At 68.5% G+C, this 21022-nt stretch carries 15 protein-coding genes; 8 read left to right on the top strand and 7 right to left on the bottom strand.

All coding sequences use genetic code 11. The annotated features are described in order from the left end of the window. Positions 1-11: 11 nt before the first annotated feature. The 7 genes from LZ199_RS11680 to LZ199_RS11650 all read right to left on the bottom strand — a co-directional run bounded on the left by LZ199_RS11680 (position 12) and on the right by LZ199_RS11650 (position 12340). Entirely contained in the window at positions 12-857 is an 846-nt protein-coding gene (locus LZ199_RS11680) for a DUF5131 family protein (protein ID WP_253993731.1), read from the bottom strand. A gap of 65 nt (positions 858-922) precedes the next feature. After that, positions 923-2032: a three-Cys-motif partner protein TcmP gene (locus LZ199_RS11675; RefSeq protein ID WP_253993730.1), complete on the bottom strand. Its 1110-nt coding sequence runs from the start codon at positions 2030-2032 to the stop codon at positions 923-925. Positions 2033-2259: 227 nt separating this feature from the next. Further along, positions 2260-4491, bottom strand: coding sequence for a SpoIID/LytB domain-containing protein (locus LZ199_RS11670; protein WP_253993729.1), 2232 nt, complete (start codon positions 4489-4491; stop codon positions 2260-2262). 3 nt (positions 4492-4494) lie between these two features. After that, positions 4495-9213 carry an alpha-2-macroglobulin family protein gene (locus tag LZ199_RS11665; protein ID WP_253993728.1) on the bottom strand — a complete coding sequence of 1573 codons (4719 nt, stop codon included), beginning with the start codon at positions 9211-9213 and terminating at the stop codon, positions 4495-4497. Beyond that, positions 9210-10838, bottom strand: coding sequence for a hypothetical protein (locus LZ199_RS11660; protein WP_253993727.1), 1629 nt, complete (start codon positions 10836-10838; stop codon positions 9210-9212). Before LZ199_RS11660 ends, LZ199_RS11665 begins: the two co-directional genes overlap by 4 nt. Further along, positions 10835-11413 (bottom strand): DUF1175 family protein, encoded by a 579-nt coding sequence (locus tag LZ199_RS11655; RefSeq protein WP_253993726.1) that lies wholly within the window; start codon positions 11411-11413, stop codon positions 10835-10837. Before LZ199_RS11655 ends, LZ199_RS11660 begins: the two co-directional genes overlap by 4 nt. A 33-nt stretch (positions 11414-11446) precedes the next feature. Beyond that, the gene (locus LZ199_RS11650) at positions 11447-12340 is read right to left on the bottom strand and encodes a DUF2135 domain-containing protein (protein ID WP_253993725.1); all 894 of its coding nucleotides are present in this window, start codon (positions 12338-12340) and stop codon (positions 11447-11449) included. A 237-nt stretch (positions 12341-12577) separates the two neighbouring features. Between LZ199_RS11650 and LZ199_RS11645 the strand changes: the two genes are divergently transcribed. From LZ199_RS11645 to LZ199_RS11610, 8 genes are all read left to right on the top strand, one after another. Further along, entirely contained in the window at positions 12578-13267 is a 690-nt protein-coding gene (locus LZ199_RS11645) for a DUF7693 family protein (protein ID WP_253993724.1), read from the top strand. Positions 13268-13316: 49 nt separating this feature from the next. Beyond that, complete coding sequence (locus tag LZ199_RS11640) at positions 13317-13886, top strand: hypothetical protein (protein WP_253993723.1); 570 nt, start codon at positions 13317-13319, stop codon at positions 13884-13886. Between the two features lie 211 nt (positions 13887-14097). Further along, a complete protein-coding gene (locus LZ199_RS11635) occupies positions 14098-15945 on the top strand; it encodes a glycoside hydrolase family 15 protein (protein WP_253993722.1) in 1848 nt (615 codons plus the stop codon). Between the two features lie 16 nt (positions 15946-15961). Continuing rightward, positions 15962-17320: a glucose-6-phosphate dehydrogenase gene (locus LZ199_RS11630; protein ID WP_253993721.1), complete on the top strand. Its 1359-nt coding sequence runs from the start codon at positions 15962-15964 to the stop codon at positions 17318-17320. Between the two features lie 145 nt (positions 17321-17465). Next, positions 17466-17879, top strand: coding sequence for a DUF3302 domain-containing protein (locus LZ199_RS11625; protein ID WP_253993720.1), 414 nt, complete (start codon positions 17466-17468; stop codon positions 17877-17879). Further along, positions 17879-19060, top strand: a complete 1182-nt coding sequence (locus LZ199_RS11620) for an HlyD family secretion protein (protein WP_253993719.1) — start codon at positions 17879-17881, stop codon at positions 19058-19060. Before LZ199_RS11625 ends, LZ199_RS11620 begins: the two co-directional genes overlap by 1 nt. A 13-nt stretch (positions 19061-19073) precedes the next feature. Then, entirely contained in the window at positions 19074-20504 is a 1431-nt protein-coding gene (locus LZ199_RS11615; RefSeq protein WP_253993718.1) for an efflux transporter outer membrane subunit, read from the top strand. Between the two features lie 149 nt (positions 20505-20653). Continuing rightward, positions 20654-21016 (top strand): cupin domain-containing protein, encoded by a 363-nt coding sequence (locus tag LZ199_RS11610; protein WP_253993717.1) that lies wholly within the window; start codon positions 20654-20656, stop codon positions 21014-21016. Positions 21017-21022: the final 6 nt, after the last annotated feature.

The following is a 21022-nucleotide window of genomic DNA, read 5'->3' as shown; positions in this document are numbered from 1 at the left end:
CAGCATACAATCTACAAAAGACCCAGTTGAATTCCATCCTGCCCTTTTGAACTCCCTGTCCAAGGCACGGCAGCTGCTTGAACACGCTCAACAAGGGCTCCACAATAACCGGCACTGGGCACAACAGCCATGTGCCTTGCAGGAATGGCATCGTAGGTCCGGCCATCTAAGACCCTGCCTGTTCTACTTTTCTGCACTCCCCCCCATTGTTTAAAGAAGAATGGCACGCGAGCCCGCAGGCACTGATCACGAAGAGAAACAACCCAGTCTCTGTGCATCGGGCGTGCACCCGCGCCACTTTCCCCTCCCACAATTACCCAATCAATACCCTCGAGAGATACCTCGCCTAAATCCTCAAGAAGAGGCTCGATTGACAAAAATCGGGTTCCAGCATTCGACGAACTCAGGTGGCTGACCCGTGGCAAACCATAGCGTCGATCTTCCACACTCACTCCCCACCAAACATTTGGGAGCTGAGCCGCAAATGAAAGACACCCATTCAACATTTTCCGCATTCGTTCAGAGCGCTTCGTAAGAACCTGAAAAGTATGCCATGGCGCCAATTCCATGACACGAGCCACAGCAACAACATAGTCTTCGGGAATACCGTCGAGAAAAAGGTCGCTCATCGAATTGACGAAGACCGTTTTAGGACTCTTCCATCGCAGAGGCTCAGCGAGCTTCTCTGGCACAAGCCGCAGGTCGAACCCTTGCTCGTATGGATGCCCAGGCACCCCACGAAAACGCTCAGCAAACGTTTCCGCGTAACAGTGTTTACAGCCCGGCGAAAGCTTCTTACAGCCCCTCACGGGGTTCCATGTCGCATCTGTCCACTCTATCGCGCTTTGAATGGCCATAGGTCGCTCCAGGTCCACTAAACACTAGTTCAGATCAGCGACAGACGCAACCCCGACTTCCATTCTCAGGGGAATTTCACGAGCACATCATCAGCGAATGTAACCTCGCCCTTTCTGCTAGGTCGGTCCGCTGCAGTTGGACTGGCCTGAACCAAGCCTTTCGCCTCGAGCCTACGCAATGCCTCCTTGTAGTTTCGCTTAATGTACGGAGTGCCCACATGATGGCGCTCAAATACCTGAGCCATAGTCAATTGCTGCCCGGAAAAATCGCTCGCTAGGCGTCCGACCAAGTCATCGAGCGGTCGCGTCAAACTAAACAGCAGCGGAAACCTATCATCGGCAGGGTTATACCGGAACGTAGCAACTCCTTGACTACCACCGGAACTCTCTCCAGCCATGATCTCCTTCATAATCGTATACCCAAGAACATGCTTACTCACAAACACCAGATGATGTGTCGTCCTGGTGCCGTTTTTATTCATAAACGTAAACGGCAAAACATACTTACCACCCATCTCAATCAAAGCCTTCGCGAGTTCCTCCACGATCGCGAGCTCCCTGTCTCCTGCACTCAACCCAGCTAGGCGCGGCCGCAGAGCAGCAGCTCGCTCCTCTCCAAACAAAGCATTCATGTGCTCTACGACGAACGGATTACTCAACCCCATATTAATTCGATTATAGTTAAAGAAGAAGACGCATTCACACGCCCAATCCTTGAGGACCGAGTTAATCAACCGCAGCGACAATCCTTTGTAGCCCCACGGATCCACAAAACAGAGCGTCGGAATGAAATTAGTCTGCTCAAACATCTTAACAATCTCTTCCCCGACCTCCTGGTTATTCACCTGCGGCTTATGCGCGAGCGTATTCACCCCCGGAATCAACCCAATCGCGGACTCCAATGAATTGGCATGTCCGGCATCCTTGTCATTAAAGAGCGTTACAAGCCTATTCCTCATCTTCTCATCACCAACAGCCCGCTCAAGGATCATCAGTGGTGTCGAACTCGCCCCGTCCTTGTATCGGCCGGGTCCAGCAAACAGGTCGATATACCCAATCCGTCCATCTCGAGCTCGGGGCATGATTACTTTTGCCCATGCCCAGAAATAATTAGTAACGATGCTTGCCTTGATTTCTGACTGTTCCTGCTGCTCATCGAAAAATGACTTCGACACTGCCCCCTCCCAGGTTTTTTGATGAATAAGACTAACCCCTGAACGAACGCGCCGTCCAGCATGACAATGCACTCAACAGGTTCTCCTACACGGTGATGTCAAACTAGAACCCTGGGTCGTCACTACATCGCCCTTTCACGCGGTCTTGATCTGCGCAGAATGCGAAGTAACCGTTTCTCCCGCTAGTTTTGAACCTCGGCGATTACGAACGTCTATCGCCCTTCAGGTCAATCCACATCACGCGGTTCCGGGCGGCTCCGTCCGTAGGCGTTCTCGAGAATCGCGTCACTGCGGAGTCCACTCGACTTCGCCGCCTCGACGTCCAATCCCTCACCGTGCCCGCGCCCGCGCCCCTCGAACACGAGCACATCCCCATTGAACGAGGCCGTGCGCGGACAGGACGGCAGCTTCAAGCCCGAGCGCAACAACTCACACGGCAGCGAGCGCCCGCTCTCGAAAGTCGACGCGCCCTCCTTCTCCGTGAGCAGGTATTGGACGCGTCCCGCCTCGAAGCGCAGCGACACCAGGCCCTTGCCCAACAGTCGCTCCACGTCCCCGCGCGGCCGCTCCTGCGTCCACGGCTCCTGTCCTCCCTGCGAGAACAACAGCCACTCCCGCCACTTGAGCGCCGGAAGTCTCAGCGCCTTCGAGTCCTCTCGCTGCACCCGCACCGTGCCTCGAAAGGCCTGACAGTGCGTCGTGTCGCAGACGGCCCGGCCCGGGTGTCGACTGTGCCGCTCGTTGTGCGCCACCACCCGCGCCAACGCCAGCCGCGCCTCGCCCTTCAACGTCACGTCCTCCGCCGCCACCACGCCCGCCGTGTACTGCAGCCGCGTCGTGCGGAACACGAAGTCCGAACCCCGCCGCGCCTTCAGCGCGCTCGGTGACGTGGGCACTCCCGCGGGCGGGCGGTACGCGGGCGGCGGCGACCAGGTGAAGACTCCCGCGTAGTCCCGCCCCTCCTCCGGCCCCTTCGGGAAGCGCACCCGCCACGGCGCGCCCAGGCACACCGCCGCTCCACGCACCGTCAATCCCTCCAGTCGAGCCCACTCCACCGGCGCGGCCTTGGGCAGCCCGTCCTCCACCGTGAAGCCCGCGCCCGCGCACCGCGCCTCCACCTCGCGCGCGGGCACCAACCCCAACACCTGCACCCGCGCCGCCTCCATTCCCGCCTGCTTGCGCGCCTTCGCCAGCGCCGCGGGAATCTCCTCCGCGAACTGGCGCGGCATCTTCCCCGGCCGCACCGCCACCACCACCAGGTCCCCGTCCACCGCCGCAATCCAGCCGTACTGCGGACGGCTCGCCGCGTCGCGCACCGTGCCCGTCTTCGTCGCCACGCCCACCAGCGCCTTCGACGCGGGCAGCTCCGCCAACGTCCCTCGCGCCGCGTTGTCCGCGAGCAGCGCCACCACGTCCGGCCGAGCCTCCGCCAACAGCCGATACGCCTGCGCCATCCCCCACGGAGACAGCGCCAACGTGGAGCGCAGCCCCACCACGTCCGCCATGTCCACCGGCGTCCCCGTCATCCCCAGCGCCGACAGCACCGGCTCCCACGCGCCAAACCCCTTCGGCGCCGAGCCCTGCGTCTCCCAGTCCAGGAAGTACCCGTTGCACGAGCGCAGCAGCGCCGTGCGCGCATCCACCTTCGCCGGCAGCCCCGGGCCACACGCCCACTCCTGCACGTCCACACGCGGCGCCAACACCGGATGTCCTCGACCCGCCGCGTACACGAAGGGCTTCAGCGCGGAGCCATATGGCAGCGCGCGCCGCACCTCGCCCTCCGACAGCAGCACCTCGCCGGAGTGACGACTCACGACCACCGTGGCCGGCCCCGCCGCGCGCACCTCCACGTCCGCCAGCTCGTCGATGGACAGCGGCACCACCCACCGCGCCCCGTCGTGACACTGGCGAAGCCGCCGCGACAGCGCCTTGGGAAACCCCACCGTCTCGCTCAACAGCCGCGCCAGCGCCCGCCGCGCCCGCGTCGAGTCCACCGCGGGCGCCGCCGCCAGCTCCGACGCCGCGCGTGACAGGGATTGATACGGGCCCTCGCGCCACGCGGGCAGCTCGCCGCTCAGCGCCACCGCGAAGGCCTCGTGGAAGAGCCGGTCCTCGCTCGACTGCGGACAGGCCCACCATAGGAGCTGATGCGCCAGCTCGTGCCTCAGCGCCACGCGCAGTCGCTCGTCCAACATGCCCGGCGTGTTCTGCCGCAGCTCCACGAGCCCCGGCCGGCCCTGCGCGTTGCGCTCGGGCGACAGGGCCACGCCTCGCTGGAGGACGATGGAGGCCGGGGCCTTCACCGGCGCCCCACCCGCCTCCGCCGCGTACACCGCCTCCAACGCCGCCCAGCCGGCCTCCGCCTCGCGGCGAAGGTCCGACTCGGGCGTCACGTCACCTCGCGTGACGAAGGCGGGGGTGGCCGTCAGCAGCACGGCCACCACGGAGGCCCACCCCATCGACTACAGGTCTCCCGTGCCCTTCTTCGACGGGACCACCTTCAGCGAGTCCGCGGCCGTGCGGCCGTGGATGCTCGCGGCGTACATGTCCTCGATGCTCGCGGGAGGCGCGGAGAACGTGCCGGGGAACTGCGCGCGCAGCACGTAGCCCACCGTGCGCGGGCTGTCGCTCCACCACGCCGGCTCCTCGAAGAAGAACGTCGCGCGCTCCGGGCTCAGCACCCGGCGCTTCAGCGCCTCCGGAACCAGCGGCAGCGAGTGCGGAGGACCGCGGAACGCCTTGTCCTCCTGGAGCGCCACGAAGCCCGCGGGCACCGCGTCCTCCACCACGTAGTACGCCGAACGCACCTTGTTGCTCCCGCGCGCGTCCATCGTCAGCTCCACGTAGACCTCTTCGCCCTGCGACACCGTGTCCCCCGCGCCGAGCTTCACCTTCCCGCCCTCGCGCAGCGCGTAGTACGCACGCGACAGCGACATTCCCTCCGCCTGCGCACGCACCGCGGACAGCGGCGTGAGCGCGGTGGCCTGAAGCGTCGCCACGCCGTCGAAGCCGCCCACGTCCACCGTGCGCGTCCCCGGCTCCAGCGTCGCCACCAGGCCCATGCCGCGCGGCGAGAACTTCACCGCGCCCTTGGTGCCCTTCACCTCCGGCGGAGTCATGCCCTTGAACGCCTTCGCGTCGCGCTCCAACAGCCACAGCGAGTGCAAGAGCGCGGTGCTCCGGTCGAACGTGGACAGGTCCGGCTCGGACAGCATCTCCAGGATGCGCTTGCGGGCGCGGGTGACATCCAGCGTGCCGAACGACGCCGCGTGCGCGGCAATCGCAGTCATGCCCACGCGCCGCAGCGGGAAGCGGAAGAACGCCTCCGACGTCTCCAGCTCCTGGCCCGGCTTGTACGCGGCCAGCGTCGTGAACCCCTCCGAGCTGCGCTTCACCAGCGAGTTGATGCGCGCCTGGAGCGCCGGCTCCTTGATGACGCCCGCCTTCTCCGCCGCGAGCACCGCCAGCGCCAGCGAGTACAGCTCGCCGGACTCGGAGGCCTCCACCAGCGCACGCACGCGCGCTGCCTGCTTCGGCCCCTCCAGCCGCGCCAGCACGTAGGCCCGCGTGGCCTCGTACTCGGGCGGCAGGCCCTCCTGCGCCTCCAGCCAGCGCGTGCTCTCCACGAGGCGCGGGTCCGCGCGGTCCACCAGGCCCGCCTCGGCCGCGTACGCCAGACCGTCCAGCGCGATGAGCGTGAGCGGCAGGCTCGGCGTGCTGTAGCCGCCGAACCAGGTGAAGCCGCCGCCCTTCACCGACAGGTTGAGGATGCGCGCGGTGCCCTGCACGGAGCGGCTGCGAGCCTCCGCCAGCAGCGCCTGCGTCTCCGTGTCCAGCTTCGCCAGCGCGCCCGCCTGCTGGAGCACCTGGTACACCGCCACGTTGGGCACCGTCGTCGACACGAGCTGCTCCAGGCACCCGTACGGGTACGACAAGAGCTCGCGCACGTTGGACAGCGCCGCGTCGACGATGGACGGCTGGAGCACCAGCTCCACGCGCGTCAGCGTCGCCTCCTTCGCCGCTGGCACCTCCAGCGCGCCACCACCCCAGGCGCTCACCTTGACGACGTCCTCCACCGCCGACGACTCCACCTGGAACAGCTTGCGGTCCTTCAGCGGGTCCTTGCCACCCGACACGTCCACCATGAGCTGCGCATCACCCGTCGAAGCGGCGCGCAGCGTCAGCGGCACCACCTGCTCGCCGCCCTTCGCCAGCTCCACCTTGTGCTGCGACTGGTCAGCCTTCAGCGCGCCCAGCGACGCGAGCTTCACCTCGAGCAGCTGGCTCCCCGGCGACTTCTCCCCCGCGGACAGCCGGATGGACGCGAGCGCCTCGTCACCCTGGCGCAGGAACTGCGGCAGCGCCGCGTAGAGGTTGAGGCCCCCGCGCGTGGCGAACTCGGACGTGCTCTCGCCGAAGCGGCCGGACGTGTCCGCCGCCACCGCCGTCACCACCCACAGCGTCTGGTTGGACGGCAGCGTGAAGCGCACCGTGGCGCGACCATCCCGGTCCGTCACCACCGTCGGGTCCCAGTGCGCCGTGTCCTTCTCCAGGTCCTTCGCCTGACGGCTGGGCGGCTTGATGGACGCGAAGGCATGGTCCGGCAGCCCCGCCATCTTCCGCGCCAGCGCCTCGCCGTACCCGTACCCCTGGAACTCCGAGGAGTAGAAGTTGGACACGTTGTTGCGCGCCGGCGGGTAGAAGAAGTCCAGCACCCTGGGACGGAACTCGGACTGGATGGCGTAGACGGCCTTGTCCACCACGCCCAGCGACAGCTGCGCGACGACGCCCTTGCCCTCGTGGTCCACGACGCGCACGTCGATGGTCTGCTCGGTCAGCGGCGTGGCCTCGGCGCGACGCGGCTGGAGCTCCACGGTGAGCGTGCGCTCGCGCGGAATCACGCGGAACGCCACCGTGCGCTCCTCCCAGCGGCCCGTCGACGTGGGGTACGCCACGGACGCATACACCGCGCCGCCGAAGCGCTTCTCCACGCTGAAGCTGTGCACCAGCGTGCGGCCCGTCAGCTCCACCACCTGCGTGTCATAGAGGCTGGCGCCCGCCAGCGTCACCCACACCGGGCCCGCGTCACGGCCGCCCGCCCCCCAGCCATCCGGCAGGAGCGCCACCAGCCGCGCCGAGTCCCCGGGCTCCAGCGTGCCCGACAGCGACGCCAGCGTGAGGTTGGGCACCTGCGCCACGGCCTCGTCCGCCGAGCCGATGACGAGCAGCGACTCCTCGCCCTGCCACGTCTCGCCGCGCTTGTCCTTCACCACCACGCGCGCCAGCACCGCGCCCACGTCCGACGTGGGCGCCTTCTCGCGGTGCGTCCCGTCCGCCGCCGTGGTGAACGAGCGCTTGCCCAGGCTCTTCTCGGAGCCGTCGGCCTTGCGCAGCACGAACTCCACCTCGCCCTGCGTGACGCCGTACGCCTTGCCCGACAGCGTCGTCGCGCGCACCGACAGCTGCGCCTCGCCGCCCTTGGCCACCACCGCGTCCGAGTAGCGCGCCGTGCCCAACACCTCCACCTTCGACAGGAAGAACGACGTCGTCGAGTTGGCGAACGTCTCCTGGTCATCCCGCGAGCGCACGGTGAGCGAGTAGCGATACGGCAGCCGCTCCTCCCCCGCCTTCAGCTCCGGCACCGCGACTTCAATCGCCGCCTCGCCGCTCGCGTCGAAGCCGGTCGCGCTGGCCCACGGGTCCTCTGTCACACCACGCTCCGCGACGGAGGAGTACAGCCGCTCCGGCACGCTCAGCTTGCCCTCGTTGCTGGACTGCGAGCCGTACGTCACGTCGCTGCCCTGGCCACCCTTGCCGGAGTCATCCACCCACGCGGGCGCGTCCAGCAGGCTGCGGTACAGGAACACCTCGTACTTCGCTCCGGCGGGCACGCCCCCCGCGTAGCGACGCGCGCGCACCTTCACGCGCAGCGACTGGCCGGGCACCACCGTCTCCGACTCGGGCTCCGCCTCCAGATAGAAGGTCGGCTTCACGTAGTCCTGCACGCGCGCCTCGCCCTGGTGCGGCTGACCGTCCAGCTCCGCCTCCACGCGCAACACGCCCGTGCCCAGGTCGGCGGGCACCTTGAGCGTGCCGTGGAAGGCACCGAACTCGTCCACGGACACGCGCGTGGTGAGCGCGCGGCCCTCCTGCGAGACGAGCTTCACGTTCACTTCCTTCTTCTTCGGCGTGAACAGCCGCGCGAGGAAGGTGTCCGGCTGGCGCAGCACGCCGCGGAACTTCACCTCGTGGCCCGGCTTGTAGATGGGCCTGTCGCTGTAGATGAACACGTCCGGCGCCACGGCCAGCGTGGAGTAGAAGTCCGTGTCGACAATCGCCGTGTCGCCGCCCACCGACGCGGTGGCGATGATGCGCGGCTCCGTCACGTCCAGCCGCACCTCGCCCTTCGCGTCCGTCTTCCCAGTCGGGCCCTTGCCCTTGGGCAGGTACACCTGCACCTGAGCGCCCACGGCCGGCTTCTGGTCCTTGCCGGCCACGCGCACCAGCACCTCGCCGTCCGTCTGCTTGAGCTGCACCGTCAGGTCACTGACGACGAGCACCACCTGGCCCTCGACGAGCCCCTGCACGAGCTGGAGGACGTAGGTGCCGGCCGGCAGCGGCGCCAGCAGCACGCGGCGCTCCTGGAAGCCGTAACCACCGCTGGCGCTGAAGCCGGGCACGTTGAAGTCGCGCTCCGCGCCGCCCAGGTCCAGGTTGAGCCACTGGCTGCGCGCCACGGTGAAGCCCGGCGGCACGCCGACGAGCTTCTTGGGCCCTTCCGCCACCTTGGCCAGCGGCTCGCTGGAGCCCGGCAGGTTCGGCGCGGGCGGCAGGATGGTCAGCACGTCCTCGCGGAAGCTCTGGTTGAGCCCGTCGAGCAACCACCGGCCCGGCATGCCCACCGCGTTGACGCCGCGGCTGAGCGCGCGGCCCGGGTTGTTCATCGTCGGAGGCGTCTGGTACGCGCGCCGCAAGTCGCCCTGGGCGCGGATGAATGCATCCACGTTGTCGGGCTTGAGGACGCGCAGCTCCACCGGCCCCTTGTCCTCGAAGGCCACGTCCACCGCCACCGGCTCGCCGCTGCCATAGGAGCGCGGCACGGTGATGTAGAGCGGCTTGGCCATCGCCACGCCGGACAGCGCCACCGCCGTCAGTACCGCGAGTCGAGCAATCATCCTCATGACCCGAAACCTCCAGGAACCAGCGAATCGCCTTGCACGGTGCCGCGCAGGCCCAGGTACGGCAGCGACTCCAGGTCGCGCCGCGCCGCTTCGATTTCAGGGGGCGCCGCCTTCGGAATCGGCGCGTTGCGCCCCACTCGGGACTCGGACAGGAAGCCGTCCATGGTGAGGCCGCTGAGCAGCCGTCCCAGATTCACCCCGAAGGCCACCGAGCTCGGCTCGCGCAGCCCCGTCACCACCGGCCCCGGCGCGGCGAGCATGCTGGGCTTGCCGCCCGAGCACGACATGCGCAGCGCCTGCAGCTCCGCGTCGCTCGACGCCAGCACCACGTGGTTGCACACCGTGGCCTGGACCAGCTTGCTGCTGCCTCCGGTGAAGAAGCCCTCCAGCGCGGGCCCGTCCTCGGGGCGGCCCCACAGCACCGCCACCTCTTGAGGCAGCGCCGAGTCCCCGCGCGGCGTCCACACCACCGCCACCTGCCGCGTGCGCGTCGCGCCCTCGCCGCCCGACTTCCAGAAGGCCTTGAGCGACTCGGCCGTCAGCGTCTCCGGCAGCTTCAGCTGCATGGCCAGCAGCACCGGCGTCTCCTCCGGCACCAGCTTCAGCAAGTCGTCGGACAGCGGCGCCTTGTCCAGGCGCGCGGTGCCCTCCATCAGCTCGCCGGCGATGCCCCGGCCCACCAGGCGGTCACCCTCCACGCCGAACTGAAGGCGCGTGTCCGGCGACAGCCCCAGCACGTGGGTGAACAGCTGCAAGTCGCGGTCGAACGCCTCGGGCTGGAAGCCCAGCTCCAAGTCCACGTTGTCCTCGGCGCTCAGCTCCGGCACCTCCGCGCACAGGCCCTGAAGCACCGCGACGGGGTGCCGCGCCACGACGAGCCGGTCCGGCGTCTTGCCCGCCCACAGCGTCTGCTCCGCCACCAGCCAGCGCTTCAGTTCCAACCCCTCCGCGACGGGGGTGGGCGTGCCACCCGGGCACGTCTTCACCGTCATGGTGCCTCGGCTCGCCACCGCGTCCAGCGCGTTGTAGGCCGCCGTCGCCGACGTCGTCGCCTTGGGCAGGATGAACGCGGGCGTGCTCGCGCGCGTGCCACCTGCGAACCACGCCACGCGGAACGGCGCGTTGCCCACGCGCCCCACCATCAGGTCCAGCACCGCGCCCGTGAAGTCGGCCTTCAGGTCCTCACCGGTGGAGCCGAGGAACCCGGCCCAGCCTCCGACGAAGCCCTGCCCCAGCGGCTGTGACAGCTGCGCGCGCAGCCACTCGTTGCGCGCCAGCGCGTCACGCACCTTGGGCGGATTGAGCACGTCCAGCCACACGGCCTGGGGTGCGCTCGTATCGGGCACCTCCAGCTCCGAGCTGGTGGGCTCGGGCAGTCCTTCCACCTGCGCGGGGGGAACGGAGCTGCCGCTCGCGCCGCTGATGAGCGGAGGCGAGCTGGCGCCGTCGTCACCCCCCAACGAAGGGCCGCTGGTGCGACGGCCGAGGACGAAGGCCCCCGCCACCGCCGCGCCGACAAAGACAGTGCCCAATCCAATCAACAGGCCCTTGGGAGGACCGCCCCGCTTGGGCGGTGGGCCCGCCGGTGGCGGCGTGCCCGGAGGAGGGCTCGACGGTGCTGTCATGGCATCCACTCCTTGAAACGAAAGAAGCCGAGGAAGGCGCCGTTGGTGGGCACCGGACGCCACTCGCGTGGCGCCTCGTCGGCGAGGTTGTGGAGGAGCCCGGTGCGCACGGCGGCGCCCTTCTCCCCCGGGTGGTAGACGACACGCGCCGGCGCATGGGCCCGGTCCTCCGGGCGCACCACCAGCATGAGATGGAAGTCGGGGCCTGCGTCCTGCTCCTGGCGGAACGCGAGCACATCGCCGGTGCGCACCGCGTCGCGCGTGGCCTCGTCACGGCCCAGGAACACCAGGCTGTGATGCAGCAACGTCTCCGCGTCCGCGAAGTCCGACGGCTTGCCGCGCGCGTCCAGCCACAGCGGCGTGGCGAGGCGCTCCGGGGCGATGCGCTTGTAGGCGGTGCGGAAGGCGAAGCGGATGAGGCCCGCGCAGTCGCGCTGGTCCGGATGCCACGCGGCGTCCTGCTGCTTCAATTGCGCGAGCGCGACCTGCGCCACCTGCCGACGCAGCAGCACGTCGCGCGACTCGGGCGCGGGTGCGGTGGCCTCCAGCAGCAGGAGCAGGGACAGGGCGAGCATGGCGGTGGACTGGTTCGCGTCGGACCGCGCGCGTCAGTAGTCGCCCTCGCCGCCGCCGTTGGTCTGGAGTTCCTTGAGGGCGGCGTCCAGGTTGGTGGGCCAGCCCTTGCGCGTGGGCTTCGGGTCCTGCGAGGGCACGTAGACCTCCGCCTGTCCGTCGCCGAGGATGTTCACCCACGCGAGCACGCGCGTGGTGCCGGGCGTGGCCAGGGGGATGCGCACCATGCGGCGGACCTCGTTCGGCGTGCCCTCGAAGAGCGCGAGGTTGAGCGTGGCCAGGGTGTGGGCCTTGTCGCCGCTGGGCCAGTAGTTGGTCGCCACCAGGTACACGCCCTTGGGCGGCGCGCGGTGGATGTAGAGGTACGGGCCGTACGCGGGCTGGTCGAAGTCACCGCCCTGCGAGTTGAGGAAGAAGGTGCCGCCCGACGGGCTGGAGGTGTCCGCCCAGTACACGTGGGCCATGGAGCCGATGACGAGCTGGCCGTCCTTCTCACTGGTGTCGGTGGGCTCGTAGACGTGCAGGTCGGTGTACACGCCGTCGGTGTCGCTGGTGAGGATGACCTTGAACGGAACGGGCGGCACCTGCGCGTAGCTGGTGGCCTGGGTGCGCGCGGTGCCGGCCTGGTTGGTGGCCATCACCGTGACGACGTTCTTGCCGCTGGCCGCGGGGAACTTGCGGCTGAAGCGCCCGTTGAAGGTGCGCATCAGGTAGCGGTCGCCGTTGAGGGACACGACGATGGGGTCGATGGTGGTGTCGCTGACGGTGCCCTCGATGAGCAGCATCCGGTCCACCGTCCAGCCGCCGGAGGGCGCGCTGAGGCGCACGGTGGGCAGCGTCTTGCCCTTGCCGATGGGAACGCCTTGCTGGCGCGGGTTGGCTGCGGGCGGCGTCTGCGACAGGAGCAGGGCGAGGATGACGGGAAGCATCGCGCGTCCTTCAGCGAAAGGGGTCCGACGGAGGCGTCGGTGATGGGCACACTGCGCCCGCTCCGCCTTCCATTTCAAGTCGCCTGCCAATCGTCAATAGGGTGGAACCTCGCGGAATCAGGCCCTGCGCGTTGCGAGGCGCGGGCGGGCGGACACGTTGGTGGGCGAGCACGAGGCCCTTCTGCCGCACCAGGAGTCCCGGCAGACTCACGCGCCACGACAGGGGGAGCGGCAAACATGATTCAGGGGATTGATCACATCCAGCTCGCGATGCCCCGAGGCGAGGAGGCGAAAGGCCGTGCCTTCTACGGCGAGCTGCTCGGGCTGCGAGAGATTCCCAAACCCCCAGAACTCGCGAAGCGAGGCGGGCTCTGGTTCGAGCTGCCGGACGGGCGAGGGCTGCACCTTGGCGTGGAGGAGCCGTTCATCCCGGCGAAGAAGGCGCATCCGGCGTTCCGGGTGACGACGTTGGATGCGCTGGTCTCGCGGTTTCTCGAAGCGAAGCATCCGGTGAGGTGGAGCTTCGAGGTGCCGGGGGTGCGGCGGTTCCACGGTGAGGACCCGTTCGGGAACCGGCTGGAGTTTCAGGAGCAGCCGAGCGAGCACAAGCTGAAGGAGGACGAGGTGCTCGCGGTGCTGTACGCGCTGGAGCGGGGCGAGGTCACGATTTCGACGCGGCAGCTCCAGCTCGTGGAGGACTCCGGCGGTGGCGACACGCCGATTCTCTGCTCCAACGGGTGGTGCTTCGTCATCTTCAACGACTCATGCGAGTGGGATTACATCTCGCGCGTCACCGCGCCGGATGGACGCTGGCTGACGTACGCGGACATCGCTGGAGGACCGGGCGAGCCCGTGCCCATGCCTCGGCTCGAGGACTACCGGCCTCCGCCGGATATCTCGCTCGACGTGTGGGGATTGCCGTCGTGAGGGTGCGCGCCGCACTTCGGTCCATGATGAACCCACGCCGTGGAGCCCGATGAGACGATTGCTCATTCCATGGCTTCTGCTCGTCGCCGGCTGTCCGCGAGCCACGCCCCATCGCCCCATCGATGTGGACCCAGCTCTTCGCTTTCCAGAGTTCTTCGCCCAGCCAGCGCACAGGCTCGACGGTTCAGCCGCCCCCTTCGAACTGGATGGCGCAGTGCTCAAGGCCTTGATGCTCGCGGCCCATGACTTCCTGCCCTCGGGAGCCCAGCCGGGACATTGCTGGGAACGACAGGATGCTCGCCTCTATCGCTTCATTCGAGAGGGCGACATCGTCTTCGTCCGGATGGACGTGGACCCTGCTGCCTGTTCCGGCAAGGTTCTTCCACTGGACTCGGGCGCGGCCTATGCCGTCCATGTGGATGGTCGCATTCTTCGTCGCGTCTTTGACGGAGAGCCGGGCGCAGGGATGGACATCGAAGCTCCGGACGCAGGCACACTCGAAGATGCGGGACCTTTGACGGTGGACGTACCTGTCGGCTCGACTTGGGGCGCACCTTCCGACACGACACCCGCACGTTGGCTGGATGGCGGCTCTCTCGACGGCGGCCCTTCTCACTGAGAACTCGCGCCGCTTCGGCGCGCTCAGTTCTTCTCCGAGACACCAAGACAGCACGCCCCCGGGGCCGTGCCGTCCGACCCGAACTCGCCAGCGCTCCGCCGCCCGCGTGCAGGGGCTTCGCGACGACGAGCCCTGGACTCGAATTGCATCCGAAGAGCCGGGGCCTACCTTTTTTCGGGAAGGCGCGCGGGCTCGCGCGGGGGGACACGACATGACTTCGACAGGGACCGTGCAGACGAGGGAAGCCCCCCGAACCGGCTGGGGAGGCGACACCCGAGCGGAGCCCGGTCTGCTCATCGAAGACCACGCCCTCCTCGGAGACCTCTACACCGCCGCGCTCGTGGCCCGTGACGGCTCCATCGACTTCCTCTGCCTCCCGGACTTCGACTCGGACGCGTGCTTCACCTCGCTACTGGGCACCCCTGACAACGGCCGCTGGAAGCTCGCGCCGAAGTCACCCGTGCGCGAAGTGCGCCGCCGCTACCTCGGCAAGACGCTCGTCCTGGAGACCGAGCTCGTCACGGACGAAGGCACCGTGCGCCTGGTGGACTTCATGCCCATCCGGAAGGGCAGCCCCCACCTCGTGCGCTTCGTGGAAGGAATCCAGGGCTCGGTGAAGATGCGCTCCGAGCTGCGCCCTCGCTTCGCCAACGGCTACACCGTGCCCCTGCTCAGCAAGCGAGACGGCATCTCCGCCGCCATCGCCGGCCCGGATGCCCTCTACCTCCGAGGCGGCCCCGGAGAAGCCCCCCCGCCCTTCGAGTCGGAGTTCACCCTCCGCGAAGGCCAGCGCATCCCCTTCATCCTCTCCTGGGGCCGGCCCTACAGCGACATCCCCGAGGAGCTCGACGCCGAGGCCGCCCTGCGCGACACCCAGGCCTACTGGGAGGACTGGGCCTCGAAAATCCGCCTGCCCGCCAGATATCAGGACGCCGTCATCCGCTCCCTGCTCACCCTCAAGGCCTGCAGCTTCCAACCCACGGGCGCGCTCGTCGCCGCGCCCACGTTCGGCCTCCCGGAGACACCAGGCGGTGAGCGCAACTGGGACTACCGCTTCTGCTGGATTCGCGACGCGGCCCTGACGCTCAACGCGCTCATGCTCGGCAACCTCACCGACGAGGCGGAGGCCTTCGGCAACTGGCTGCTGAACGCCATCGGCGGCGCCCCCGACCAACTCCAAATCATGTACGGCATCCGAGGCGAGCGCCGCCTCACCGAAGTCCCGTTGGACTGGCTGAGCGGCTACGAGGGCGCTCGCCCCGTGCGCATCGGCAACGGTGCCTACTCGCAGTTCCAACTCGACATCCTCGGCGAGTTCGCCGCGGTCCTCTACCTCCACTCCCGACTGAAGGGCCGGATGACGGAGCGCGCCCAGAAGGCGCTCAAGAGCGTGGCGACGCACGTGTCCCAGGTGTGGACCCAGCCGGACCACGGCATCTGGGAGATGCGCGGCCCCAAGCACGACTTCACCGCCTCCAAGGTCTCCGCATGGACCGCCGTGGACCGCTGGGTGCGCGTCATCGAGGAGTACGGCCTGAAGGAAGACAAGGCGCCGTTCGTGAAGCTGCGGCAGACCATCTTCGACGAGGTGTGCAGCAAGGGCTACGACGCCCGGCGCAACACCTTCACCCAGTACTACGGCTCCAAGGGAGTGGACGCGAGCCTGCTCTTCATCCCCCTCTCCGGGTTCCTCCCACCGGATGACCCGCGCGTCGCGGGAACCGTGCTCGCCATCGAGCAGGAGCTGATGCCGGACGGGCTGGTGCTGCGCTACCGGACCGAGGACAGCGTGGACGGACTCGAGGGTGAAGAGGGCGCGTTCCTCGCCTGCTCCTTCTGGCTCGCGAACACCTACCACCTCATGGGGCGGACCGAGGACGCCCAGCGGTTCTTCCACAAGCTCCTGGGACTCGCCAACGAAGTGGGCCTGCTCGCCGAGGAGTACCTGCCCAAGGAGCGCAGGCTGTTCGGCAACTTCCCCCAGGCGTTCAGCCACCTGGCGCTCGTGAACTGCGCCTACCTCCTGGCCGAAGGACACAAACCGCCGATGCATTCGTAGACGGGAGGATGTGGCAATGATTGACCCGCTCGTCATCATCGGCGCCTCCGGAGACCTGACAGCGCGGCTGCTGCTGCCCGCCGTCGCGGAGCTCGTCGAGCAGAAGAAGGCCCCCGGCGGACTCACCATCACCGGGGTGGACCGGATGGACTGGACCGAGGAGCAGTTCCGCGAGCGCATGCGTGAAGCCCTGGACGCGCACGCGACGCGCGCCTCCCCCCAGACGCGCGCGGAGGTCCTCCGCCGCCTGCGCTACCGACGCGCGGACGCCACTCGCGCCGAGGACCTCCGGCGCGCGCTCAGCGGCTTCCAGCAGTCGGTCCTCGCCTACCTCGCCCTGCCGGCACACCTCTTCGAGCCCGTGCTCGAGTCCCTCTCCCAGGCGAGCCTCCCCGAGGGCAGCGTGGTGGCCGTCGAGAAGCCCTTCGGCGTCGACCTCACCTCGGCCTGTCGCCTCAACGAGCTCTTGCGGCTCCGGTTCCCCAGCACCCTGGTCTTCCGCATCGACCACTTCCTGTCGGACGAGCTGGTCCAGCGCATCCTCGCCCTGCGCTTCGGCAACCGCGTGCTCGAGTCCATCTGGAGCCAGCAGCACATCGAGAAGGTGGTCATCACCTGGGACGAGACGCTCACCGTCGAGGGACGCGCGGCGTACTACGACAGGGCCGGCGCGCTCCGGGACATGATTCAGAACCACCTCCTGGAGGTGCTCGCGCTCGTCGCCATGGAGCAGCCCTCGCGCTTCGACGAGCGCTCCATCCGGGACGCTCGCGCCGCCGTGCTGCGGGCCATTCCCACCATGTCCATGGACCAGGTGCGCCAGCACAGCATCCGCGGCCGCTACGCCCAGGGACTCATCGCCGGCACACAGGTGCCCGCCTATGCCCGGGAGCGCGGCGTCGAGGCCTCGCGCGAGACGGAGACCTTCGCCGAGCTGACGCTGGAGGTGGCGAGCTGGCGCTGGGCGGGCGTCCCCTTCGTCCTGCGCACCGGCAAGGCGCTGTCCAGGGCACACGCCGAGGTCGCCGTGTACTTCCGCTTCGAGCCGGACCACGCGCTGCGCAACCCGACGGGAGGACAGAACGTGCTCCGCATCGGCCTGTCGGAGCCCTACGTCCGCCTCGCGGTGAACATCAATGGACCAGAGCGGACGCTCGTCACCACCGATTTGGAGCTGCGCTCCCACGCGGCCGGGCGGCTCGCGTACTCCAACCTCCTGCTCGACATGTTGCGCGCCGAGCCCATGCTCACCCTCCGGGACGACGAGGTGGAGGAGGCGTGGCGAATCGTCGGACCGGTGCTCGACGGCTGGCGCAAGGGCATCGTCCCGCTGCGCGAGTACCCGGCCGGAAGCACTGGCCCGAGCGCCTCCTGAACAGTGGTGACAGACGGGAGTGCGATCCGCTCGAACGTCCCCTTGCCGATAGGCCCACTCTTCCTAGCTTGTGAGCGCGGCAAGGGGGGCGGGCGTCATGAGAGGCTCGAGGGGGGCCACCACCGTAAGGCGATGGTGGGGACTGGTGGCGTTGGCTCCACTCCCGGCGTACGCGTCGTTCCTCAGCGGCGAGGCGATGGACACCGCGGCGGACGTGATGAGCTGGGTCGTCATCATCATCGGTCCGGTGATTCTCATCTCCGGGTTCTGGCTGCTCCACATCCTCCCGGAGAAAATCGCGGAGAAGCGCCATCACCCGCAGCTGGAAGCCATCAAGATGCTGTGCCTGCTGTCGCTGTTCTTCGGCGGGCTGCTGTGGCCGCTGGCGTGGCTCTGGGCCTACTCCAAGCCGGCCCTCTACAAGATGGCCTACGGACATGACCGCGTCCCGCCTCCGCACGGCTCGGAGCCGGCTGGGGACGACGACTCGGCGCTCGCGGTCCGTCCAGGCCCGGTCTCCGAGGACCTCACCCCTGACGAGCGCGGGGAGCCTCACTGATGGAACTGCTGCTCCTCCTCATCTACTCGGTCATCGTCTGGCTGGTCTTCTTCAAGTTCAAGTGGCTGCCGTGGACCTTCGTCTCCCAGGTCATCGTCATCACCCTGCCCATCATCGGCATCGTGGCGCTGCTCCTCCTGGCCAACGTGTACGCGCCGTCCTCGTCGGACGCGCGGGTGATGAACTACGTGGTGCAGGTCGTCCCGCGAGTCTCCGGGCGCGTCGTCGAGGTGCCCGTCCAGCCCAACAGCGCGGTGAAGAAGGGCGACGTGCTCTTCCGCATCGACCCCGAGTCCGCGCGGCTGGAGGTGGACGGACTCAAGGCCAGGGTGCGGGAGGCGGACGCGAAGGTCGCCGGCGCGCGCGCCATCGAGCAGCAGCTCTCCCTGGAGAAGAAGACGGCCCAGGGCAGACGGGCCTCAGTCGCCGCCCGGCTCAACCTGGCTCGCCGGCGCGTGCAGCAACACAAGGTGCTCACCGCCAACGGCTCGGGCAACAAGTTCGACCTGCAGCAGGTGGAGGCGGAGGTCCGCAACCTCGAAGGTGAGCTGGCCGCGGCGAACGCCGCCGTGGGGCAGGTCGACCAGAAGCTCGGGTCGCGGACAGAGGACGGCACGCTCGTGGACCTCGCCCAGGCCGAGGCCGGACGGGAGCAGGCGCGCGCCACGCTGGCGGACGCGGAGTGGCGTCTGAAGGAGACGGTGACGTACGCGCCCGCGGATGGGACGGTGGTGAACCTCCAGCTTCGCGCGGGCTCCTACGCGGCGGCGCTGCCCATCTCCCCGGTGATGAGCTTCGTGGAGGACGAGCAGTACGTCGTCGCCTTCTTCAACCAGAACGAGCTGCACCAGGTGCAGCCGGGCGACGAGGCGGAAGTCACGCTCCTCACGTTCCCGAATCGCGTCATCAAGTGCCACGTCGAGTCCGTCGTCTGGGCGACCGGACAGGGGCAGATTCCCATCTCGGGGGTCCTGCCGGAGACGGGCGCCGAGGCCCTTCCCGCCGGGCGCTACGCCGTCACGCTCAAGATTGAAAAGGAGCAGGGGGACAAGGTCCTCCCCGCCGGAGCGCGCGGACACGCCGCCATCTACACCCAGTCGTTCCACCCGGTGCACATCCTGCGCAAGGTGATTCTGCGCGTGGGCACCAAGCTGGACTGGCTGGTTCTCAAGCTGCACTGAGGAAGGGCGGAGCATGTTCGAGCGTCGGCGGTGGGGATGGCTCCGGGCATGGGCGGTGCTCGTCGCGAGCGGGGGCGTCTCCGGCTGTCCCACGCGCGCGCCGCCGCGAGGGCCGGAGGTCATCCAGCAGGCGCTTCCGCACACCGCGCTCGCCACCGCGTGGACGTCCCCGGGCGCGCCGGAGGGCGGCATCCAGGATGGGTGGCTGGCGACATTCCAGGACGAACAACTCCAGGCGCTGGTGAAGGAGGCGCTCAGTCGCAACCCGGACCTCCGCTCGGCCGCGGCGCGGGTGGACCAGGCGTCGGCGATGCTGGGCGTCGCTCGCGCGGGGCTGCTCCCCACGCTCGACCTGGAGGCCAAGGAGTCCCTCGGGATTGGTCAGGGGCTGGAGGGCGTGCTGCGCGGCATCGACCTCTCCGCCGGCTGGGAGGTCGACCTGTGGGGCAAGCTCCGCTACCGCCGCAACGCGGCCCAGGAGACGATGGCCGCCGCCGAGGCCGACTTCGAGTTCGCCCGGCAGTCCCTCGCGGCCACCCTGGCCAAGGGCTGGCTGCTGGTCACCGAGGCCCACCTGCTGCGCTGCATCGCCGTCGAGCGCGTCGCGATGGGAGAGGAGCTCGTCAAACTCACCACCACGCGGCTGCAGGTCGGTGTCATCAGCGAGCACGAGCTGTCGCTGGCGCTGGCGAACCTGGACTCGTATCGCGACACCGTGAAGCAGCTGGAGCTGACGCGCGTGCAGGCGGCGCGCGCGGTGGAGCTGCTCGCCGGGCGCTATCCCTCCGGGACGCTGGAGCCGAGGGACTCCCTCGTCGAGCTGCCCGGCCCGGTGCCCGCGGGGATTCCCGCGTCGGTGCTGGAGCGCAGGCCCGACCTGGTGGCCGCCGAGCGACGCGTGGCCGCCGCGTTCAACCGGGTGCAGGAGGCCCGGGCCGCGCGGCTTCCCTCCCTGCGGCTCACGGGCGCCGTGGGCCTCGTCGACAGCGACGTGGTGGTGCTGAAGGACACGCTCACCAATCCCACGGGCGGCGTGGCGGCGGGACTGCTGGCGCCCCTCTTCCATGGCGGCGCCCTGGCGGCGCAGGTGCGCGCGCGGACGGCGGAGCAGGAAGCGGCGCTCGGCGCGTACGCGTCCGCGGCCCTGCGCGCCACCAACGAGGTGGAGAACGCGCTGACGAGCGAGAGAATCCTCGGCGAGCGACGCGAAATCCTGGAGCGGGCCGTCGCCGCGCACGGGCGCGCGCTGGAGCTGTTGAATGTCGACTACCGCGTCGGGAAGGTCGACCTGCGCACGCTGCTCCAGCAGACCCTGCTCGCGGACGCGGCGCGAATCTCCCTGCTGAGGGTGCGCAGCGAGCAGTTGATTCAGCGCATCAACCTCCACCTCGCCCTGGGCGGAGGGTTCGCCGTCCCCGCCGAGCCGAAGCCCGCCGCGAAATAACCCGCGCGCCATCCGGTCTCGACGGACTGTTCCTGTCGCGTCGAACCGTGGAGAGGCCGAGGTTCACTCCGAAGGGGTGGGTGTCGGGGGCCGCGTGCTGTAACCTGCTCGGCTCAGCCACACCACCCCGCGGTCTCACCGAGCCCTCGATGCCAACCCTGATTCCCGCTCCCCTGCGCGTGACAGCCGTGGGCAACAAACCGAAGCTCATCCATGAGTTCGTCGGCCGAGCCACCTCCAAGACCTCGGACGTCAGCGTCGCCCACATGAACAGCCCGGGCGGCTGGGAGGAGCCGGGCCAGAAGCCCGAGTTCAAGGAAATCACCCTCGTCCTCGCCGGCGTCCTGCGCGTCGAACACAAGGGCGGGTTTCTCGACGTGCGCGGCGGACAGGCCGTCATCTGCGAGCCGGGCGAGTGGGTCCGCTACAGCACCCCCGAGCCCGAGGGCGCCGAGTACGTCGCCATCTGCCTCCCCGCCTTCTCCCCCGGCACCGTCCACCGCGACGCCTGACGCCCC

The sequence above is a fragment of the Myxococcus qinghaiensis genome (genome assembly GCF_024198215.1).
Classification (GTDB): domain Bacteria; phylum Myxococcota; class Myxococcia; order Myxococcales; family Myxococcaceae; genus Myxococcus; species Myxococcus qinghaiensis.
The sequence above is the reverse complement of the archived record's forward strand: the minus strand, read 5'-3'. Positions and strand labels throughout refer to the sequence as shown.